Origin of the sequence: Cellulomonas sp. JZ18 (genome assembly GCF_009720485.1) — a bacterium.
In the GTDB taxonomy this organism is placed as follows: Bacteria; Actinomycetota; Actinomycetes; order Actinomycetales; family Cellulomonadaceae; genus Cellulomonas.
The window spans coordinates 4022180-4043325 of the sequence record NZ_CP045245.1 but is presented as its reverse complement, the minus strand read 5'-3'; the positions used below and the strand labels follow the sequence as shown (position 1 = coordinate 4043325).

At 74.6% G+C, this 21146-nt stretch carries 14 protein-coding genes and 3 pseudogenes; 8 read left to right on the top strand and 9 right to left on the bottom strand.

Annotated features, from left to right (window positions below; translation table 11 throughout):
• The first annotated feature begins 496 nt into the window (after positions 1–496).
• The 7 genes from rpmH to GC089_RS18250 all read left to right on the top strand — a co-directional run bounded on the left by rpmH (position 497) and on the right by GC089_RS18250 (position 10914).
• Positions 497–634: a 50S ribosomal protein L34 gene (gene rpmH, locus GC089_RS18280; RefSeq protein WP_043601468.1), complete on the top strand. Its 138-nt coding sequence runs from the start codon at positions 497–499 to the stop codon at positions 632–634.
• An 11-nt stretch (positions 635–645) separates the two neighbouring features.
• Positions 646–1011: a ribonuclease P protein component gene (gene rnpA / locus GC089_RS18275; protein WP_155378836.1), complete on the top strand. Its 366-nt coding sequence runs from the start codon at positions 646–648 to the stop codon at positions 1009–1011.
• The gene (gene yidD / locus GC089_RS18270) at positions 1008–1304 is read left to right on the top strand and encodes a membrane protein insertion efficiency factor YidD (RefSeq protein ID WP_155378835.1); all 297 of its coding nucleotides are present in this window, start codon (positions 1008–1010) and stop codon (positions 1302–1304) included. The genes rnpA and yidD overlap by 4 nt, the downstream gene beginning before the upstream one ends.
• A 21-nt stretch (positions 1305–1325) precedes the next feature.
• Entirely contained in the window at positions 1326–3038 is a 1713-nt protein-coding gene (yidC, locus tag GC089_RS18265) for a membrane protein insertase YidC (RefSeq protein WP_155378834.1), read from the top strand.
• Between the two features lie 3351 nt (positions 3039–6389).
• A complete protein-coding gene (rsmG, locus tag GC089_RS18260) occupies positions 6390–7079 on the top strand; it encodes a 16S rRNA (guanine(527)-N(7))-methyltransferase RsmG (RefSeq protein ID WP_155378833.1) in 690 nt (229 codons plus the stop codon).
• A 1577-nt stretch (positions 7080–8656) separates the two neighbouring features.
• Positions 8657–9595 carry a ParA family protein gene (locus GC089_RS18255; protein ID WP_155379328.1) on the top strand — a complete coding sequence of 313 codons (939 nt, stop codon included), beginning with the start codon at positions 8657–8659 and terminating at the stop codon, positions 9593–9595.
• Entirely contained in the window at positions 9592–10914 is a 1323-nt protein-coding gene (locus GC089_RS18250) for a ParB/RepB/Spo0J family partition protein (RefSeq protein ID WP_155378832.1), read from the top strand. The genes GC089_RS18255 and GC089_RS18250 overlap by 4 nt, the downstream gene beginning before the upstream one ends.
• Before the next feature lie 640 nt (positions 10915–11554).
• Here the strand turns inward: GC089_RS18250 and trxA are convergent.
• From trxA to GC089_RS18215, 9 genes and pseudogenes are all read right to left on the bottom strand, one after another.
• Positions 11555–11887, bottom strand: a complete 333-nt coding sequence (gene trxA / locus GC089_RS18245; RefSeq protein WP_155378831.1) for a thioredoxin — start codon at positions 11885–11887, stop codon at positions 11555–11557.
• The gene (gene trxB / locus GC089_RS18240) at positions 11884–12924 is read right to left on the bottom strand and encodes a thioredoxin-disulfide reductase (RefSeq protein ID WP_155378830.1); all 1041 of its coding nucleotides are present in this window, start codon (positions 12922–12924) and stop codon (positions 11884–11886) included. Before trxB ends, trxA begins: the two co-directional genes overlap by 4 nt.
• A gap of 134 nt (positions 12925–13058) precedes the next feature.
• Positions 13059–14891, bottom strand: a complete 1833-nt coding sequence (locus tag GC089_RS18235; protein ID WP_155378829.1) for a protein kinase family protein — start codon at positions 14889–14891, stop codon at positions 13059–13061.
• A 137-nt stretch (positions 14892–15028) separates the two neighbouring features.
• Positions 15029–15286, bottom strand: a complete 258-nt coding sequence (locus GC089_RS19545) for a hypothetical protein (protein WP_230684945.1) — start codon at positions 15284–15286, stop codon at positions 15029–15031.
• Between the two features lie 68 nt (positions 15287–15354).
• Positions 15355–16581: pseudogene (gene murJ / locus GC089_RS18230) on the bottom strand (murein biosynthesis integral membrane protein MurJ); the annotation flags it as partial.
• A gap of 116 nt (positions 16582–16697) precedes the next feature.
• A complete protein-coding gene (locus tag GC089_RS19700; protein ID WP_255449024.1) occupies positions 16698–17207 on the bottom strand; it encodes a DUF6049 family protein in 510 nt (169 codons plus the stop codon).
• Between the two features lie 92 nt (positions 17208–17299).
• Positions 17300–18217, bottom strand: a pseudogene (locus GC089_RS19695) (DUF6049 family protein); the annotation flags it as partial.
• 67 nt (positions 18218–18284) lie between these two features.
• Positions 18285–18887, bottom strand: a pseudogene (locus GC089_RS20310) (DUF6049 family protein); the annotation flags it as partial.
• Complete coding sequence (locus tag GC089_RS18215) at positions 18884–19438, bottom strand: NUDIX hydrolase (RefSeq protein ID WP_155378826.1); 555 nt, start codon at positions 19436–19438, stop codon at positions 18884–18886. The gene GC089_RS18215 and the pseudogene GC089_RS20310, both read right to left, overlap by 4 nt.
• A gap of 280 nt (positions 19439–19718) precedes the next feature.
• On the opposite strand from GC089_RS18215, the gene GC089_RS18210 reads away from it, so the two are divergent.
• Positions 19719–21134, top strand: a complete 1416-nt coding sequence (locus GC089_RS18210; protein WP_230685291.1) for a CCA tRNA nucleotidyltransferase — start codon at positions 19719–19721, stop codon at positions 21132–21134.
• The last annotated feature ends 12 nt before the right edge of the window (positions 21135–21146 follow it).

The following is a 21146-nucleotide window of genomic DNA, read 5'->3' as shown; positions in this document are numbered from 1 at the left end:
GTCCTACCTCGATGATCGGTCTCGCGGTCCGGCGAGTCTGGCACGCGGGCCCGTCGTCCACATAGTTGTCCACACCTGTGCGTGCACGGGGTGCGATGGTGCGCGCGACCGCACCGGGCGCGCGGGCGCGTCCCGGTGGACCGTTCGTCGCCGTCGCCACCGGCTGCCCGACCGGCGGTCCCTCGCGCGCCGGAGAGGCGCGGGGTGCGACGTCGACCGATGCTAACGGTGCGGCGCGGGACGCAGAAGGGGCCGAGGGGCGTGCGGGCGCCGAGCAGGTGCCGGTCCGGTGCAACCCGGCCGGGGGGCCGGTCGCGTGGTCGGCTCAGCCCATTTGACCGGCTGGCGTCGCGGAGCGTAACGTGGTCCAGCCTTTGACGGCTCCATCGGCGCGCCCTGACGCCACTCACACGGCTCCCCGTGTGCTCCTGAGGAGCAGTCGAGCACCTGGACCTGGTCGCGCGTGCGCGGCCGCCCCGAGAACGTGGAGATCGTCGTGACCAAGCGCACCTTCCAGCCGAACAACCGGCGCCGGGCCAAGACGCACGGCTTCCGCCTGCGCATGCGGACCCGTGCCGGCCGCGCGATCCTCGCCGCGCGCCGTCGCAAGGGGCGCGCCGAGCTCTCGGCCTGACCCGCACGCCGGTGCTCCCCGCAGCGCACCGGATGCGCCGCTCTGCCGACTTCCAGCAGACGGTGCGTCGCGGTGCGCGCGGCGGACGCCCGACCCTCGTCGTGCACGTCACGACCACGACCGACCCCGGCCCGCCCGTGGTCGGTCTCGTCGTGTCACGGGCCGTCGGGATCGCCGTCGTGCGCAACCGCGTGCGGCGGCGGCTGCGCGAGGTCGTCCGCGCGCGTCTGGACGCGCTCCCCGCGGGCACGCGGGTGGTGGTGCGGGCGCAGCCGGCGGCTGCCGAGGCGACGTTCGCGCGTCTCCAGGCCGACGTCGACGCGGCTCTCGACCGTGCGCTGAGGCGTGCCACCCCGGTCGGCCAGGTCGTCCCATGACCGTCCGCGGTGCTGCTCACGAGCTGCGTCGGCTGCCCGCACGGGCGCTGCTGGGGCTGCTCTGGCTGTACCGGAACCTCGTGTCGCCGCTCACACCCGCGACCTGCCGCTTCTACCCGTCGTGCTCCACGTACGCGGTGACCGCGGTGCAGCGGCACGGCGCGCTGCGGGGTACCTGGTTGGCGGCTCGACGTCTCCTGCGCTGCCACCCCTGGAACCCGGGCGGTGTCGACGACGTTCCACCGGCGCGCGATGCGCGCCATCATCTCGACGCGGTCACGTCCGCGCACTGAGCTCTCGAGGAGCACTTCCCGATGGACTGGATGGACGGCCTGCTCTTCCCGATCATGGTCGCGGTGGCCTGGATCATGGTCCAGTTCCACAACCTGCTGACCGCGGTCGGGCTCGACCCCGCGGGAGGTGCGGCATGGGCTCTGTCCATCGTCGGCCTCGTGATCGTCATCCGGATCCTGCTGATCCCGCTGTTCTTCAAGCAGATCAAGGCGTCCCGCGGCCTGCAGCTCGTGCAGCCCGAGATGCAGGCGCTGCAGAAGAGGTACAAGGGCAAGACCGACCCGGCGTCCCGTGAGGCGATGAGCCGGGAGATGATGGAGCTCTACCGGAAGCACGGGACCAACCCGTTCGCGTCCTGCCTCCCGCTGCTGCTCCAGTCGCCGATCTTCTTCGCCCTGTTCCGCGTGCTCTACGAGCTGCCGCGCCTGGCGGAGGGGACGTACCCGCGCGCCGACTCCATCGGCCCGATGACGCGGGAGCTGGCGGCACAGGCGGAGGCGGCGACCATCTTCGGCGCCCCGCTGTCGGGCACGTTCATGCAGGCCGACGGCAACTGGAACATCCGCATCGTCACGGTGCTGCTGATCATCGCGATGTCGGTGACGACGTTCACGACGCAGCGTCAGCTGACGATGAAGAACATGCCGCCGGCCGCGCTGCAGGGGCCGATGGCGCAGCAGCAGAAGATCCTGCTGTACGTCCTGCCGCTGGTGTTCGCGTTCTCGGGCGTGAACTTCCCGATCGGTGTCCTCATCTACTGGACGACGACGAACCTGTGGTCGATGGGCCAGCAGTTCTACACGATCCGCCGGATGCCGGCCCCGGGGTCGCAGGCGGAGGCCGCGCTCAAGGAGCGCAAGGCCCGGAAGGCGGCCCGCCGTGGCGTGTCGATCGAGGAGGACGCCGGCACGGTCGCCGTGATCGACGAGAAGCCGCGCGGGCAGCGCGAGCAGCCCAAGCGCAAGGACCGCGCGAAGGCACGTCCGGCCCAGCCCGGCACGAAGCCCGGGGGGCGCGACCCACCGGGGGCACGCCGAGCGGCAAGGGTGGCTCCTCGACCGGGAAGGGTGGGTCGGCTGCCGGCAAGCCCCGGGCCTCGGGTGCCGGCCGACCCAGCGGCTCGGCGGGTTCGGGCGGCGGGGCGACCGACGGCCCCGACGCCGCCTGACGCGAGCATCACGGACGTCGCCGCGAGCACGCGGCAGGTGAACGGAGGAGAGATGGGCACACAGCCGGACACGGCGGTCGACGCGGACCTCGTGCGGCGCCTCGAGGAGGAGGGCGAGATCGCCGCCGACTACCTCGAGGAGCTGCTGGACATCACGGACCTCGACGGCGACATCGAGATCGACATCGACCACGGTCGCGCGGCCGTCGAGATCGTCGCGGCGGAGGACGGCGACGAGGCGTCGCTGCGTCGCCTGATCGGGCGCGACGGCGAGGTGCTGGACGCCCTGCAGGAGCTGACCCGTCTCGCGGTGCAGGCGCGCACGGGGGAGCGGAGCCGGCTCATGCTGGACGTGGGCGGTCACCGTGCCGCCCGGCGGGCCGAGCTGGTCGCGGTCGCGAAGGACGCCATCGAGCGCGTGCGCGCCTCGAACTCGGCGCTGCGACTGGAGCCGATGAACCCGTTCGAGCGCAAGGTCGTGCACGATGCCGTCGCCGAGGCCGGGCTCGTGAGCGACTCCGAGGGCGTGGAGCCACAGCGTCGGGTGGTCGTCCGTCCCGCGTGAGGACGTCAGTCGTGAGAAGGGCGGGTGAGCCGATCGGCTCACCCGCCCTTCTGTCTCTCGGCCGTGGTGTTCGGGGTTCGGCCTGCCACCTGTCCGTGTGTGGGGAGGGGCTTCGCCCCTGAACGCCGTTTCACGTGGAACGGGGCGCGCACGTGGAAGGCCGAGCGTGCGTGCCCGAGGGCATCGCCTGCCTACCTGCTTCCCTGCATGCTTGCCCTGGCACGCACCGGTCCCGCACGCCGCACTCCGCGTCGTCCGTTCCACTGGTTCTCTCGACAGGTGACTGCAGGACGTCGTCCAGTAGCGCCCGCCCTGCCGGTGGTGTTCCCTTCGGTCGAGCACGTTGGATGGCGCGGCGGCTGGGCGGTGGGACGACGAGATCCGCAGCGGGACGTGGCGGGGCGTCGTGACACATGCCGTCATTGGCCGAGTGAGGTGGCAGGGTCGGCGCGCGGTTGGGCGGTACGCGTCGGGTGGACCGCTGGCGTTCCACGTGAAACGGCGGACCGAGCCTTCGCGGGGACCCCTCTGGTCGCTCCGATCCTTCCGATCCCGTCGCCGGTGCCCGGGTGGATACCGCGGGGGCGAGCGAGAGGCGGATGCCTCGACGGGCTCGCGCGCTGCGGGTGCAGCTGCTTCTGAGGTGCGTTCTCGGGCAGCGCTCGGCGGGTGACGACGATCTGACGCCCCTGGACAGAAGGGGGCGCGGTGATGTGCAACGACCGCCTGAAGCGCGGGAGTCGGGAGCACCCGCCCCCGTCACCGGCCGTCAGACGGGGGAGCGGCACGCTACCGCTCTCGGGTCACGGAGTCGTCGGCGGGCTCGGAGTCGTCGGACGGCCGTTGAGGAAGCGGCATGGTCCCGATGTCGCACCCGACCGGAGTCGCCCACGGTTCCTCTGCGTCCGCCCTGGTGTTGTACCGGGTCACGTCAGCGGGCTCGGATCTGCACGGAAGGCGAACGGAGGACGGGGCCCTGGGCAAGCCAACGCAGCCTCCACCGGGTTGAGCCGCCGCACCGGGGGCTGCAGGCGATGTGCGCCCGCGGGGTTTCGGCGTCGGGCGCACGCCGACCCGCGGGGAGGTCGTGCTGCGGAGCAACGTCGCCTGATCGCGGTCGGCCGGCGCCCGATGGTCTGGTGGGCCGGCCATCAGGTCGGCCAATGCCGAGCAGCGCCGTGCTTCGTGTCCGGCGGAGATCGCCATCCGCTCCGCTGCCAGCTCCGTGATCGCCGGCCTTGGGATGCCGAAGAAGCCACGTCCTCGCACGCAACGCCTCTCTACAGGGCGGCCCTGCGAGATGGACGCGCCGTTTCACGTGGAACCGACCGCTAGTGCCCGGAGAGGCCCCTACGCGCTGCCCATCAGGTCGCGTGGCTTCGTGTCCCCGTCTTCCTGGGCCTCATGACGCGCCGCCCCCGCGCACGGCAGGCCCGGACGGAATGCGAGCGTGACGCCGTAGAGGTGTCGGACCGGCGTGTGTGTTCTCAGCTCACAGTTTCACGTGGAACCGGGGAGGTGCGTCGGCGCTCCGCCAGGAAGGCAGTGGAGCAGGAGGTCCGACCGCGTCGTGTGGGGCGACCGGCGGTCGTGCTGGCGACGGCTGGCGGAGAGCGTGCCGGCGTGGGTGCGGAGCGCTTCTCGAGGATCGGCTCGTCACGCATCCTGAGGACGACCGTCGGAGGACTGAGGCTCCTGACGCCCCGGGAAGCCGGCCCGCAGGGCATGGCTGGACCAGTACTGCTCGGGCAGTTGCGGCCCTCGATCGACGATTGCGGCGCCACCGATGGCTGGCGCCTCCGTCGGGGTCCTGGGGTGCGGCGGGCGGGTTCCGCGCCGCCGGTGGCGGCTGAGGCGCCGTGGTCGAGCCCGCGTTCCACGTGAAACGCTCTTGCCGCGCCTGCAGAGGGGGAGAGTGCGGCACCCGCGCGGCCCGCGACGACCACGACTCTCCGCAGCGCAGCGCGTCGGGAGCACGGGCGGCACGCTGCGCTGCCTCGGCGCAGCCACGACGCGGCCGGTCGGTGCGGGCCGTGCCAGCAGAGGTCGGTGCCCGCCCGGCCCTCTGGTGCCCGCAGCGCTGGCACGGGAGCATCGCCGCGTCACCATGACCGGGAGCTGGAGCACCAACGCCCGACGTGGCCGCGCGGCGTCGACGCGGGACCACGCCGGCCTACGGCGGTGCTGCTCCGGGCCCGACGACCGGCGCGTCCGACCGGTGGAAGAGCCGGCGGCGGCCAGGGGCAGTCGATCGCCCGAGCTCCGCGCGGACCCGTTCATGCCTGCGGTCCGGAGGCGGCAGGAGATCGCGCCGGGTGCGGCCGGCACGACGACGGGCCGCCCATCCGTCGTGTCTCGCGAGCGGGACGCAGCAGTGCTGGGGTGCGGTGCGGTGAGGGCTGGGTGTGGCGGCGCGGGGAGGTTGGGGTGTGGCGTGCCGGGGTGCTGGGCGCCGCGACGCTGTGCAGCGAGGTGCGTGCGCTCGGGCGCGGTGAGTCGGCGGGATGTGCGCGCAGAGCGCTGTGCAGGAGGGGCCGCGAAGGATCGCGTGCTGCGAGGGGGTGACAGCGGCGGGCTGCGGTGGGAGTCCATCGGTGCGCGTGCGGCGGTGGGCAGCGAAGTACTACGGGACACAGCGTCGCGAGCGACGGTGGGGACTCGTGACCTGCCGACCAGATCGATCCCGGAGGACGCAGACGGGTACCTCAGTCGTCGAGGCCGTACGTCGTGAAGCGCGCCGAGCGACGGGGTACGTCGGTCCGATGCGGAGGAGGAAGCGCCCGGCCGCCCGGTTGCTGGGGCGTCAAGGGGACGGGCGCGCCGCCGTGAGGTCGGCGCCATCCGGGAGAGGTGACGAGTCGTCGAGAGGCGCGGACACGTCTCGGATCGGCAGGGGATCGGCACCACCGACTTCGGCGGTGCCGCATGCGGGCACGTCGCCGCAGAGCGGGCCTCGGCGGTGAGGAACCGAGGTGGCGCCACCCCGAGGCAATCGGCCCAGCGTCTGCACGGGCTGGCGGTGCGGCGCAACGGGGCGGTCTCGCGGTCCGGGGAGCAGCGATGCGCCAGCCGCGGGCCGACGGTGACGGTCCCGGCGACGAGTACAGGAGGGGCGGCACGCTCGCCCCGTGCACGGCCGTGCGAGGTTGCCGTGGATCAGTCTCTGAGGAGGACTCCTCGCTAGCCCGGCGGACCGGTGCGACTCCGATCTCCACAGGACCCGCGAGGCGCCGGAGCCCTGCAGGAGTCGCCTAGTACCGTTAGGGCACGTGCCCCGGCCTGGGGCTGCAGGACCGTGGATAGGAGCGCCGCGCCGCTGCGGCCCGATGGCGAACCGGGGGTCGGTGCGTGGTGAGCGAGCCGGACAGGACCTCTGCCAGCGAGCTCCCGCCGGCGCGAGACCCGTGGGAAGGCGACCCGCGCCTGGCGGAGTTCTTCGGTGATGCATGGGCGCAGGTCGAGCGCTTCCACCGGATGCTCGTCGACGAAGGCGAGCTGCGAGGTCTCATCGGGCCCCGCGAGGTGGAGCGCCTCTGGGAGCGGCACCTGCTCAACTCCGCCGCCGTCGTCCCGTTCCTCCCCGAGTCCGGCCTCGTCGTCGACGTCGGCTCAGGGGCGGGACTGCCGGGCATCGTCGTCGCCGCGATGCGTCCGGGCGCGAGCGTTGTGCTGGTGGAGCCGATGGAACGGCGGACCGCGTGGTTGGCGGACGTCGTGCAGGCGACGGGTCTGCAGAACGTGGAGGTCCGACGGGCGCGCGCGCAGGAGCTCGATGGTGCGGTCGAGGCGGACGCTGTCACAGCACGGGCCGTCGCGTCCCTCGACAAGCTGTTCCGATGGACCGTCCCGCTCGTGAGGGAGGGCGGACGTGTCGTCGCCCTCAAGGGTTCGCGCGCCGCAGACGAGCTGACAGCAGCGGCGCCGGTGATGCGCAAGCTGCGTTTGACCGACGGGGCGGTGCACCGTGCACCGACGATCGAGGGCGTCGAGGCGACCTACGTCGTGACGGCCGTGCGGGGAGGTGCTCCCCGTGTTCGGTAGAAAGCGACGCCGGGAGGAGAAGGCACGCGAGGCAGCGCGCGCGAGAGAGAGCGTCGAGCAGGGGCGTGTGCCGGATGCCGTGGACGCGCATGGCAAGGCGAGCCCCGCGCCGGCCGAGCAGCGGTCGTGGCAGCCTTCGGGACCAGAACCTGGGCCGTCGGTCGACCAGCACGAGACGGTCCCCGGTGGCGGGGCGGCACCTGTCCTGCGTGGATCGGTCGGTAGCAGCGGAGCAGACGACGCGACGGCGCGATCCCTGTGCGGCGCTGCTGCTGACGGGGCGGCGACGGATCACCCCATGGCGGATCGGGTGGTTTCACGTGGAACGGACCCCGCCCCGGTCGTGAGCGCACCGACTCGCGCCGGGCATGGGGGCACGTCGTCGCCGGCGTTCCAGGACAGGTTGAGGAGCGGGGGAGCGGCGACCAGGGAGGCAGCGTCCCGTGGGGGCCACGGCCCTTCGTCAGCGGAACATCCCGCGAGACCACGAGTGCGACGACCGGCGACCGCGATCCCTCACCCATCCCGAGGCCGGACGACGGCCGAGCCTACGGCTTCGCCGAGGAGGGTAGCGCTGGCCGCATGGGAGTGGAGCCCGTCCGTGAGGACGGCGGTGCTGGCCGCGGGGGAGCGGCGGCCTCCCGCGCGGACAGCGGTGCTGGCCGTGGAGATGGGGCGTCCTTCTCTGAGGACGGTGGTGCCGACGACGCAGGAGTGGAGTCCGCGGCCCCCGTCGTTGTACCGGTCGGCAGTGACGACAACGCGGTTTCACGTGGAACAGCCCTCGGTATGAGCGCGACGCATGGCGCTGTTGGTGCTGCAGCCTCGTCCCTCGATGCTCCCGAGACGACGCACCGCGAGAACGCGCCCGTTCCACGTGAAACGACGGAGACGTCGTCAGAGGAGGCGGCGTCCGCCCCCGACGGGGCCATCGACGCGCCGGCGGTAGGGCCGGCGGGCCTGACCGACGACCACGAGGCGGCCGGACACACTCGCACGCCGGACGCTCCCCAGAGCAAGGACTCTGAGGTCTCCCGCAAAGAGATCGAGAAGTCGACCGTTCCACGTGAAACGGCGCCGCAGGGCGCGGAGGGGAGCGCGCCCGTACCCGGAGGGACCGGCCCGGCTCAGGGCTCGCCTCCACAGGACGGCGAACGCCGAATCGACGCGAGCGAGGTACGGACGCGGCGTACGAGCGGCCGGCCGCAGCCCGTGTCCGTCGCGGACGTCGGTGCCGCCTACACGTGGCAGACTGAGCCGTCGCCCGCCCCGAGGAGCATGTGCCTGGCCGGCCCCACGCTCTCGAGCCGCGCGTCTCAGCCGGCGCCGCTGCACCGGACGACGACCACCACGGTGCCGACGAGCCCGCGCCCGAGGCGTGGACGACGGGGCGTGGCGACGTTCGGGACGACGTGGAGGGAAGTGGCGTGACGGCCATCGGGCGGGAGTCGATGATCTCGACGACGGGCGCACACGAGGACTCGGCAACGGCGCCCACGACCGGTCTGGACCCCGAGGAGCAGCGCCGAGCGGCTCTGGTGGAGAGCCTGCCGCGCCCGTCGGACGACACCCCGTTGATGGCCGAGCTCCAGCTCGACGCTCGTCGGCGCATCGAGCTCCGAGGTCGCAAGTTCCCGCGTCCGCCGCAGACGCGCGTCATCACGGTGGCGAACCAGAAGGGTGGCGTCGGCAAGACGACGACCACGGTGAACCTCGCCGCCGCGCTGGCTCAGGCCGGGCTGAAGGTCCTCGTCCTCGACAACGACCCGCAGGGGAACGCGTCGACCGCACTCGGTATCGACCACCGAGCGGGGACGCCGTCGATCTACGAGGTGCTCGTCGACAGCGCTCCGATGCAGGACGCCGTCCAGGAGAGCCCCGAGATACCCGGGCTCTGGTGCCTGCCGGCGACGATCGACCTCTCGGGCGCGGAGATCGAGCTCGTCTCGATGGTCGCGCGCGAGACCCGGCTGCGGACGGCCCTGGACGCGTACCTCCAGTGGCGGCTGGACCAGGGGATGGAGCGGATCGACTACGTCTTCGTCGACTGCCCGCCGAGCCTGGGCCTGCTCACCGTGAACGCGTTCGTCGTGGCGCGCGAGGTGCTGATCCCGATCCAGTGCGAGTACTACGCGCTCGAGGGACTCTCGCAGCTGCTGAAGACGATCGACCTCATCCAGGCGCACCTCAACCCGACGCTGCGCGTGTCGACGATCCTGCTCACGATGTACGACGCCCGCACCAACCTCGCCCAGCAGGTCGCCGAGGAGGTGCGCACGCACTTCCCGGACCGCACGCTGCGCACCACCGTCCCGCGCTCGGTGCGCATCTCGGAGGCGCCCAGCTACGGCCAGACGGTGATGACCTACGACGCCGGCTCGTCGGGTGCCCTCGCGTACCTCGAGGCCGCGCGGGAGCTTGCCGAACGAGCGGCCGGTGCGGGACAGCCGTCCTCGGGCACGGCCGCGGGCGACCAGACACCGGCGGCGCAGGCCACCGGACAGGAGGAGCAGTGAGCGAGAAGCGACGCGGCCTGGGTCGTGGGCTGGGCGCCCTCATCCCCACCGGGCTGGACCAGCCGCGCTCGACGGCGGAACGGCCCGTCGACGTGTTCTTCCCCGACAACCGCAAGGATGCGGTGCCGCCCGCCCAGGACGCCACGGCCAGGGCGGACGACGCCCGCGACGAGGGCACTCCGCAGGGCACGGGGGAGGGCGGGAGCAGCGCCGCGCAGGGGCAGGACGCCACCGCCCTCGAGGCACCGGCCACGACGAGCGACGCTGCGGCGCCGGCGACGGTCTCACGCGATGCGATGACGACCGCCACCGGCGACGTCCTGACCGACGCGCGCGAGCAGGACGGGCAGACGCAGGCCGAGACGCCAGGGTCGGCAGACGGCCCCACGGGCGCGGCGACACCCGGCGGTGGCGATGCGCGGGCGAGCGCGTCCGACGCCTCGCCGACGGAGGCGGTCGCCGCGGCCACCGCCGACGTCGGCTCCGAGGGCCTCGTCCCCGTGCCGGGCGCCCGGTTCGCGGAGCTGCCGGTCGAGTCGATCCGGCCCAACCCCCGCCAGCCGCGCACCGTCTTCGACGAGGACGCGCTGGCAGAGCTCGTCGGGTCGATCCGCGAGATCGGTGTGCTGCAGCCGGTCGTGGTCCGGGCCGTCGACGACGGCTACGAGCTCATCATGGGGGAGCGGCGCTGGCGGGCGACGCAGGAAGCCGGCCTCACGACGATCCCCGCGATCGTGCGCGAGACCGAGGACGGCGACCTGCTGCGCGACGCGCTGCTGGAGAACCTTCACCGCGCCCAGCTGAACCCGCTCGAGGAGGCGGCCGCGTACCAGCAGCTCCTCGACGACTTCGGCTGCACCCACGAGGAGCTCGCGGCGCGCATCCACCGGTCACGGCCGCAGATCTCGAACACCCTCCGCCTGCTCCGGCTGCCTCCTCTCGTGCAGCGCCGGGTCGCCGCCGGTGTGCTCACGGCGGGGCACGCCCGCGCGCTGCTCGGCCTGAGCGACGGCGCAGCCATCGAGCGGCTGGCGCAGCGGATCGTCGCGGAGGGGCTGTCGGTCCGCGCGGTCGAGGAGATCGTCGCCCTGGGCGGCGACGAGACGGCGCCCAAGCCGCGTCCGCGCCCGCGCGCGGGCGTCCGCAACGAGGCGCTCGACGACCTGGCGTCGCGGCTCTCGGACCGTTTCGAGACGCGAGTCAAGGTGGACCTCGGCAAGACCCGCGGCAAGCTGACGGTCGAGTTCGCCTCGGTGCAGGACCTGAACCGGATCCTCGCGTCCCTGGCGCCCGACGACCCGGGGATCCTGCGCGGTTAGGTGCGGCGTAGGGGTCCGAGCGGGCCATCAGCGGCTGCCGCTGGTACCGGATCGGCCCCTTCTCGCCCTCTCAGGGCTTTTGGGGCAACTTCTGGCGCGGTAAAGACTCCATCCGGGGCCGCTCGTTTCCCCCAGAGCCCTCCTCCGGAGGGCCACTCTCCGAGCGGTTCGTGCCCGCTCACCGGGACGGACCCAGCCCGGGGCCCTCTCGTTCCCGGATCGCCAGCCCCTCGGGCCTCCTGGCTGGGCAGGCCCTCGGATCTGCACGCCGGTGCCTCCGGTCGGCGACGCCCGCGTCTCCGGTCCGCGACGGCCGCACCGCCGACCGCGACACCCGCGACACCCGCACCGCCGACCGCGACACCCGCACCGCCGACCGTGACACCGGCGCCGACCGCGAGCACCCGCATCCCCGCGCGCCCGCATCACCTGACCCACCCGTGACGCACGCACCCGCGCTACCACCGGACGCACGCACCCGCGCTACCACCCGGACGGTCGCCCGGCCCCACCACCCAGTGCCGTAGCCCGGACGCACGGACGCCCGGACTCGTCAGCACGGTGGCTGTCGAGTCCGGGCGTCGATGTCGCGCCCGGCCGGACCAGGGGCCAGGTCAGGGGGCCAGGTCAGGGGGCCAGGTCAGGACTGCTGGGCGAGCAGCTCCTCGACCGCCTCCTTGAGGACCGCCTTGGGGCGGGCGCCGACGACCGTCTTCTCGAGCTCCCCGCCGGCGAAGAACGCGATCAGCGGGATCGACTGCACCTGGTAGTCCTGGCTCAGGCGCGGGTTCTCGTCGGCGTTCACCTTCACCACGCGCACCCGGCCCGCGTAGTCCTCCGACAGCTCCTCGAGCACCGGCGACACCATGCGGCACGGGCCGCACCACGGCGCCCAGAAGTCGACGACGACCGGGACGTCGCTGCGCAGGACCTCCGCCTCGAAGGTGTCGTCGGTGACGTCGATCGTGCTCATGCCTGCACCTCCGGGACGGGAGCGGACGCCTCGGCCGGGACCACGGGGTTCTCCACGTCGGACGTGTAGGCGAGGCCGGCGAGGTAGTGCTGGGCGTCGAGGGCCGCCGAGCAGCCGGAGCCTGCGGCCGTGATCGCCTGACGGTACGTGTGGTCGACGAGGTCGCCGCACGCGAAGACGCCGGGCAGGTTCGTCGCCGTGGTCCGTCCGGCCACCTGGACGTAGCCGTTCTCGTCCAGGTCGACCTGCCCGACGAGCAGGTCGGAGCGCGGCACGTGGCCGATGGCGACGAACAGGCCGCCCGCCTCGAGCTCGCGGGTCTCGCCGGTGCGGGTGTCGCGCAGGGTCACGCCGGTGACCTTCTGCTCGCCGTGGATCGCGACGACCTCGGCGTTCCACTCGAACTCGATCTTCGGGTTGTCGAACGCACGCTGGGCCATGATCTTCGACGCCCGCAGCTGGTCGCGGCGGTGCACCATCGTGACCTTCGACCCGAAGCGCGTGAGGAACGTGGCCTCCTCGACGGCGGAGTCGCCGCCGCCGACGACGACGATCGGCTGGTCGCGGAAGAAGAAGCCGTCGCAGGTGGCGCACCAGGACACGCCGCGGCCGGACAGGCGCTTCTCGTCCTCGAGCCCGAGCTCGCGGTACGCGGAACCGGTGGCGAGGATGACCGTGCGCGCGCGGAAGACGTCACCGCTGCCGGTGGTGACGACCTTGACGTCGCCGGTCAGCTCGAGCTCGGTCGCGTCGTCCCACAGGACCGTGGCACCGAACTTCTCCGCCTGCTTGCGCATGTCGTCCATCAGCTCGGGGCCCTGGACGCCGTCGGGGAAACCGGGGAAGTTCTCGACCTCGGTGGTGTTCATGAGCGCGCCGCCCGCGGTGACGGAGCCGGCGACGACGACGGGCGCGAGCCCGGCGCGCGCGGCGTAGACGGCGGCGGTGTACCCCGCGGGTCCGGAGCCGACGATGACGACGTCGCGGACGTCGTCGGCCGGGGTGCCGGGCTGCGCGGCGGGGTTCTGAACGGTCACAGGTGCCTCACTGGGTCGGATCGGCTGCGTCGCACGGGCGACGGGGCCGCCGGTGGCGGCCCTGGTCTGCCCGTCCGAACCGATCGTAGGGCGGTTCTGTTCCCGCGTGCCCGACGGTCCGCGGGGACGCGCGGTCACTGGACGGTGAGCTCCGTCAGCTCGATCCGGAAGCGGCCGTCGGGCATCGTCGGCAGCTCGGTGAACCACACGGTCAGGACGTCCGTCTCGACGGGCGCCGCGAAGGTGAGCGCCGTCTGCGGCCCCATCGGTGCGGCGGCCAGCACCTCGCCCTGCGTCGGGGCGTCGCCGCTGGTCGCACGGACCTCGACGTTGCCTCCCGTGCCGTTGACCAGCAGCGTCACCCCGCTCACGCTCGCGGGCGCCGCGAGGCGCAGCTCGAGGCCCACGCCCTCCTTCAGGCCCGCGAAGTCGGGACGGTTGTACGTCTGGGAGAACCAGAACGTCGCCGGGTCGCCGTCGATCGCGCGACTGACCGCCTCCTCGTGCTCGCCGTCGGCGTCGGAGGCGTCGAGCGACCGGATGCCGATCACCACGGGCGGACCCGCGGCGGGAGGCTGCGCGGGGGGCGCCGCGGTCTCGCCGCCGGCGGTGTCCGCCGGTGTCGGCGTGGCGGACTGCTCCGCCGCGGGTGTCCCGCCGCCGGAGGTGTCCGGCAGGGTGAACAGGGCACGCGCCGCGAGGACGAGGCCGACCAGCACGGCGACACCGACGAGCACGAGGACGACACCGGCGGCACCGACGCGACGGCGCTCCTGGGGCTCGTCCTGCTCGAAGGGGAACGGGTCGTCGTCGCCGCCGTCCCAGGCACCGTCCCACGCGTCGTCGTCCTGCCGTCCCGGCGGCGGCACCGGCGGCGGCGTGGCACCGCCACCCACCGGGGGCAGGGCGGCGGGCAGCGTCGGTGGCGAGGTGGCGGCAGCGGCGCCGACGCCCGCGGCGGGCAGCGCGCTCGTGCGCTCGACGCGGGCGCCCGGCAGCCCGCTCATGCGTGCCGGAGCGGCCGGGGGCGGGGTACCGGGGCGGACGACCCCCGGCGGCGCCTCGTCGAAGACCGTGCGGACCGACTGCCGGGGGACGCGCACCGGTGCCGTCTCGGCCTCGACGTCGGACGTCGCGCCCGCCGGGGCAGCGACCACGCCCGGTGCGGCCGGCGTCGCGTCGGCGGCGCGGCCGACGCGGATCTCGCCCCACGGCTCGAGCTCGTGCACGAGCTCCCCGGGGGTGTGCGGCCCGTCGCCGTACGTGCCGAGGGTGACCGCGCAGAGGGTGTCGAGGTCGTTCGGGACGCCGGGCGCGAGCTCGGCCGGTGCGACGGGGACGCCGTCGAGGACGGGTGCGGCCGGCAGACCGGGGGCCGCGCCCGCGGCGCTCTCCGGGTCGAGCGGCCAGCGCCCGGTGAGGCCCGTGTACAGCAGGCGCACGAGGTCGACGGCGTCGGTGCGGCTGGTGGCGACCGCGTCGCCGTGGGCGCGACCGGCGAGCGCCGCGTCGATCGCGAGGCCGGAGAGCAGCACCCGCCCGTCGGCGGACACGTGCACGACCGAGGGCCGCAGCGCGAGGTGGTGCACGCCCCGCCGCCGCGCCACCTCGAGCGCGGCGGCCGCCTCGCCGACGACGGCTCGCGCCTGGTCGGCAGTCAGGGGACCCTGCTCGACGAGCTGCCCGAGGGACGCGCCGACGATCTGCTCGGTGACGACGTAGCCGACGCCCTCGTGCATGCCGACGTCGAGCACGCGCACGAGGCGCGCGTCCGTGACGAGCGCGGCACGCCGGGCGGCGTCGAGCGCGGGCGCGACGTCCCCGGACTGCAGGACGCGCACGCGCACGGGTCGGTCGAGGATCTGGTCGACGGCGCGCCAGACGGACACGCCGTCGAGGTCCGACGGGAGGGGTTCGAGGACGCGGTAGCGCCCCGCCAGCACCGTCCCCCGGCCGACCTCCGCCACGTCCGCACCTCCGCCCGTCCGACCTGCCGTCGTCACCGCCGTCGACCCGTCCGCGCGAGCCGCCGCCGTCGTGCACCCCGCCCGGTACGTCCCTGCGCCGCGTCGCGCGCCGCCGGTCCCGCACCCCGGGAGCCATGCTAGACGGGTCGGTCCTGCCCCCGCCGCCCGCGCAGCCGCCGCAGCACCGGTCCGAGCAGCAGGTCCAGCTCGCGGACCCGCAGCAGACGCAGCGCGCCGAGGTACGCCAGACCCATGACGCCGCCGCCGACGACGCACTCCAGCAGCGCCCCGGGCACGCCCTCGACGCCCGCCCGCCGCAGCAGCACGAGCACGCCCAGGGCGACCGCCGCCGCGACCAGTGCGCCGAGCACCGCGCGGACGTGCGTGCGCAGCACCGCCCCGCGTCGACGCCGTGCAGGCGCCGCCGCAGCGCGGTGAGCGCGAGCAGGGCGCCGAGCAGGTACGACACGCTCATCGACAGGCCGGCCGCGGCCACCCAGGCCGTGCCGGGCAGCAGCACGGTGCCGAGGAGCGTGCCGCCGACCACCACCGCCGCCATCGCCACCTGGACCGGCACCATCCCGCGCGCGTCCTCGTACGCGTAGTAGACGCGCTGGCACATGGACCAGGCACCGAACGCCGGGAGGCCCACGGCCATCGCGATCACGACGTCCGCGACGGCGACGACGGCACCGCGCGGCTCGGCGGGCAGGACGATGCGGGCGACGGGCTCGGCGAGGACGACGAGCGCGACGGCCGCCAGCACCGTGAAGAGCCCGACGACGCGCAGACCGACCGACAGGGTCGAGCGCACGCTCCCGGCGTCCTCGTCGTGCGCCTGCGCGGACAGCCGCGTGAACAGCGCGGTCGCCAGCGACACGGTGACGAGGGAGTGGGGGAGCATGAAGATGGTGAACGCGTACTGGTACGCGGCGTTGCCCGCGACGTGCGCGGCCTCGGCCGCCGCACCCGGCGCCGACCACGCGACCCGTTGGACGACGAGGTAGCCGACCTGCCCGATCGCGAGCCCGACGAACGTCCACGTCGCGACGGTCCCCGCGCGACCGAGGCCGGAGCCGCGCAGACCCCAGCGCCACCGGTACGACACACCGGCCCGGCGCAGGGACGGGACGAGCACGAGCGCCTGCGCGACGACCCCCGCGGTGGCGGTCCCGGCGAGCAGGGCGACCCGCCCGCCGTCCCACGCCGACGCGTCGGAGACGTCACCCCCGAAGACGGCGATGAACACGCCGAACCCGGCGATGGACACGACGTTGTTGACGACGGGCGCCCACATGTAGGGCCCGAACGACCCGCGCGCGTTCAGCACCTGGCCGAGCAGCGCGTACGCGCCGTAGAAGAACAGCTGCGGGATGCACCACCACGCGAACGTCGTCGCCAGGGCGATCTGCGTCTCGTCCCCGCCCTGCGTGTACAGGCCCACGAGCAGGGGCGCGGCCAGCGTGAGGACGACCGTGAGCGCGGCGAGCAGCGCGAACCCGAACGACAGGAGGCGGTCGACGTACTCCTGACCGGCGTCCCGCTTGTACGCCCGGACGACCTGCGGCACGAGGATCGCGTTGAGCACGCCGCCCGCGAGCAGCATGAACAGCACGTTGGGCAGCGTGTTGCCGATCGCGAAGGCGTCGGCCGCCTGGCCGGTGACGCCGATGGCCGCGGCCAGCACCATCGCCCGCAGCAGCCCCAGCGCCCGCGACACGGCCGTGCCCGACGCCATGAGGGCCGCTCCGCGGCGCACGGCGCTGCGCGACGCGCCCGCCGACCTGTCGCCCGACCCCGCGTCGCTCACCTGTCTCCCTCCGGCGTGCCGCCGAGCACCGGCAGCGGCCGGGTGCCCTCCTCCTCGCGCACGCGCCGCGCCCCGCGCCGCGCGCTCTGCCCGCGTCGCACGGTCCGCACGATGCCGAGCACGAGGCCGATCGCCAGCAGCACGCCGACGACCGCCGTGCCGACCGACTCGATGGTCGGCGTCGCGCGGGCCAGGAAGGTGACCGGCGCGGACAGGGCGGTGCCGTCGGCGCTGGTCAGCACGGCCTCGACCTGCACCTCGCAGTTGGCGGTCGCGTGCACGGCCACGGGCACGGTGGCCTCGCCGCCGGCCGGCACGACGACGGTCGCGCTCGGCTCGGCGCGCAGGCACGCCTTGCGCGGCGTGGTCAGCACCCGCACGGACGCGTCCGCCGGCAGCGCGTTCCGCACCGAGAACCGCACCTCGCCGCGTGCGCTGATGATGTTCTGCGTGCTGGTCGGTGCGAGCTCGAGACCCGCGCGCCGGGCGTCCGCGGCCGCGACCACCGCGTCGACGAGGGTGGTGCGGGCGTCGGGCTCGGCGCGCCACGCCGTGGACAGGGGGCCAGGACGGCCTCGTCGAGGCCCTCCACGATCGCGGCCGGCTCCTCGGTCACCGACGCGAACGCGTGCGTCGCGGTGCGGGACGCGTCGAGCCGCCGCACGTCCTCGGCGCCCAGCGCGGCCTCGACGGGCACCAGCGCGGGGAGCGGCTCGCGCTCGGCGGTGCCCGTGGCGGCCCCCAGGAGCGAGGACAGCGACGCCGTCCGCGCCCACGGGGCCTGCTGGACCGCCGCCAGCACGGCGTCGACCACCGCGGCGTCCGGCGTCCAGCCGCGCGGCGGGGCGACGAGCAGGTGACGGGGCCCGCCGGTGGTGTCGCGCGCGACGACGGACAGCTCCGCGAGGGCGCGCTGCACCGTGGTCGCGGACGTCGCGTCCGGGTCGAGCTCGGTGGGGTCGACGAGCAGCTGCGTGAGCACCGCGTCCGGCACCAGCCCGACGAGGCCGGACGCGAGCTGCGTCCGCGCACCGGCCGGCTCGCCGTCCGGCGTCGGCACGTCGCCCGGCCGCAGCACGAGGGTCTGCGCACCCGTCGCCGCGGCGAGGTCGGCGGTCGCCTGGTCCGTCGCCGGACCCGGTGCCCACAGGACGTCGGTGCGGCCCGCGAAGGGGGCGTCCTGCAGCGCGCCTCCGGCGAGGGCCGCGCGCGAGCGCTCGGTGGCCGCGGCGAGCAGGTCGGGTGTGCCGGCGTGGGCGAGGGCGGTGAGGTCCGGGTCGCCCCAGGGCAGGGCGAGGACGTCGCGCCCGGTCGCCGCGGCCAGCAGGTCCTGCGCCCAGCCGGCCGTCGTGTCGTCGGCGGACAGGGCCGTCGCGACGAGCGCGGGGTCGACCGCCAGCGACACGTCGGGGTGGGCGCGCACGACCTCCAGGACGTCGGCGAGGCGCCCGCCGGCGACGAGGGACGCGAGGTCGGGTGCGGGGCCGGCGACGTCGTCCGCCAGGTCCGTGGGCACCGTCGGCGGACCGACCACGGGGCCAGCACGGACACCCGGGCCTGCGGGATGGCCCCTCGGTCGCCCAGAGCAGGAACGTGCGCTGCAGCCCCGCGCGCCGGGAGCCGTCGACGGCCTCGACGGCGAGCCCGCGCGGCCCCCAGACGTCGGGGCGGTCGAGCAGGCCCACGTCGCCGGCGGCGACGGTGAGCGTGACCTCGACCGAGGCGCCGGGCGCGAGCGGCCCCGGCGCGGCGGCCACGGCGACGCGGCTGCCGACCCGGCCGCCCGTACCGGGGGCCACGGGCTCGTCGAGCCACGCGGCCAGGTCCGCGCGCGTGCCGGGGCGGATCCGCTCGATGCGCAGGTACGCGCGCGGCGCCTCGACCTCGTCGCTCCCGTCGTTGGTCAGCCGGGCCCGGACGGTCAGGTCCTGGCCCGGGGCGAGGACGGCCGGCGCCACCTCGAGCACCTGCACGCGCACGGGGAGCGCGTCCTCGTCCTCCTCCTCCTCGTCGTCCGCCGGGGTGCGCGACGGCGTGCCCGCAGCACCCGACCCGTCCGACGCGGTGGGACGGGACGAGGGGGAGCCGGTCGCGGCGTGCGCGCCGGGGGCGGCGAGCAGGAGGGCGAGGAGCCCGACCAGCAGCGCCGCCAGCGCCGCGCTCCGACCGGGACGGGATGCGCTCATGCGTCCGCGGAGAGGACCACGAGCGCGGTGCCGGCGAGGCGGCGCTCGTTCGGGTACGCGAGGCGCGCGGAGAGGTCGACGACCCGCACCCACTCGACCTGCTCGGCCTCGCCGTCGGGGTCGTTCTCGACCGTGAGGTCCCCGTGCACGGCACCGAGCAGGAAGTGGTGCACGACCTTGTGCACCCGGCGGTCGTCGCCGGAGAACCAGTAGTCGATGACGCCGAGGCGGCGCAGGACCCGGCCGGTGATGCCGGTCTCCTCGGCGATCTCCCGGACGGCGGCCTGCTCGGGCGTCTCGTCACCCTCGAGGTGGCCCTTGGGCAGGCACCACTCGAGGCGTCCGGCGCGGTTGCGGCGCGCGATCACCGCGGCCTCGTACTCGCCGTGCCGCCGGATGACGACCAGCCCGCCCGCGGACGTCTCGTCGACCACGGGGACGGGCACGGCGTGCGGCCGCGGCGCCAGCCGGGCCGGGTCGATCCGCAGCCGGTGGCCGCCGGGCGGCGCCGGCACACGCCCGGGGACGGGCGGGTGGGCGGCGGCGGACATGCCGACACTGTAACGAGTCATCCCCCGCTGTCCCCCCTCGTCCGGGGACGGACGTCATGTCCGCGTCATCGCCCGGTCACGACGAGGTCGACCGGGCGCCACGCCGGGGTCAGCGCGTCGCCGGGGGCGCGGGCGGTGCCCCACGCGCGTCGCCGGGGTGCGCGCCGACCTCTGGCAGGCTTGTCCGGTGCCGCGCGAGACCGACGACCGACCGCCCTCCTCCCCGCAGCCGCCGTCCCTGCCGCAGCTCCAGCGCCGCGCGATCGAGGTGCTCACGCGGATGGCGCCGGACGCCGTGCCGCTGGGCGAGGCGTTCCGCGCCGCCGGGCACGAGCTCGCGCTGGTCGGCGGTCCCGTCCGCGACGCCTTCCTGGGGCGGGTGAGCAACGACCTCGACTTCGCGACCTCGGCGACGCCCGACGACGCCGAGCCCCTGCTCGCCGCGTGGGGGGACGCGCACTGGGACGTCGGCCGCGCGTTCGGCACGGTCGGCGCGCGCCGGTTCGCCGGGCGGCGCGGCCGGGGCTCGCAGGACGTCGTCGTCGAGGTGACGACCTACCGGACCGACGAGTACGAGGCGTCGTCGCGCAAGCCGGTGGTGGCGTTCGGCGACACGCTCGAGGGCGACCTCTCGCGCCGCGACTTCACGGTCAACGCGATGGCGGTGCGCGTGCCGGACCTCGCGTTCGTCGACCCCTTCGGCGGCCTGGGGGACCTGGCCCGGAAGGTGCTGCGCACGCCCGTGGACCCGCGGCAGTCCTTCGACGACGACCCGCTGCGGATGATGCGCGGCGCGCGCTTCGTCGCGCAGCTCGGCTTCCGGCTCGACGACGAGGCGCGCACCGCGATCGTCGAGATGGCGGACCGCATCGCGATCGTCTCCGCCGAGCGCGTGCGCGACGAGCTCGTGAAGCTGCTGCTGGCACCGCACGCGCGCGCCGGGCTCGAGGTCCTCGTCGACACCGGCCTCGCCGACCACGTGCTGCCCGAGCTGCCCGCCCTGCGCCTGGAGATCGACGAGCACCACCGCCACAAGGACGTGTACGAGCACTCGCTCATGGTCCTGGAGAAGGCGATCGCGCTGGAGACCGGTCCCGACGGCGCCGTCCCCGGCCCGGACCTCGTGCTGCGCCTCGCGGCGCTGCTGCACGACATCGGCAAGCCGCGCACGCGCCGGTTCGAGCCCGGTGGCGGCGTGAGCTTCCACCACCACGAGGTCGTCGGCGCGAAGATGGTCGCCAAGCGGCTCAAGGCGCTGCGGTTCGACAAGCAGACGGTGCAGGACGTCGCGCGGCTCACCGAGCTGCACCTGCGCTTCCACGGGTACGGCGACGGGGAGTGGACGGACTCCGCGGTGCGCCGCTACGTGACGGACGCGGGTCCGCTGCTCGAGCGGCTGCACCGGCTCACCCGCTCCGACTCCACGACGCGCAACCAGCGCAAGGCCGCCCGCCTGTCCGCGGCGTACGACGACCTGGAGACGCGGATCGCGCGCCTGCGCGAGCAGGAGGAGATCGCGGCCATCCGGCCCGACCTCGACGGGACGCAGATCATGGCCGCGCTCGGCATCGCACCCGGCCGCGAGGTGGGGGAGGCGTACCGCTACCTGCTGGAGCTGCGCATGGAGCGGGGCCCCCTCGGTGAGGACGCGGCGCGCGAGGAGCTGCTGCGCTGGTGGGCGTCCCGCGGGGCCTGACGGCCGGGGTCG

Excerpts from the sequence above, each read along its gene's own strand:
- trxA (WP_155378831.1), bottom strand. The coding sequence starts at position 11,887 with ATGAGCACGATCGACGTCACCGACGACACCTTCGAGGCGGAGGTCCTG.
- GC089_RS18215 (WP_155378826.1), bottom strand. The coding sequence starts at position 19,438 with ATGTCCGCCGCCGCCCACCCGCCCGTCCCCGGGCGTGTGCCGGCGCCG.
- GC089_RS18210 (WP_230685291.1), top strand. The coding sequence starts at position 19,719 with ATGGCGCCGGACGCCGTGCCGCTGGGCGAGGCGTTCCGCGCCGCCGGG.
- GC089_RS18255 (WP_155379328.1), top strand. The coding sequence starts at position 8,657 with ATGGCCGAGCTCCAGCTCGACGCTCGTCGGCGCATCGAGCTCCGAGGT.
- yidC (WP_155378834.1), top strand. The coding sequence starts at position 1,326 with ATGGACTGGATGGACGGCCTGCTCTTCCCGATCATGGTCGCGGTGGCC.
- yidD (WP_155378835.1), top strand. The coding sequence starts at position 1,008 with ATGACCGTCCGCGGTGCTGCTCACGAGCTGCGTCGGCTGCCCGCACGG.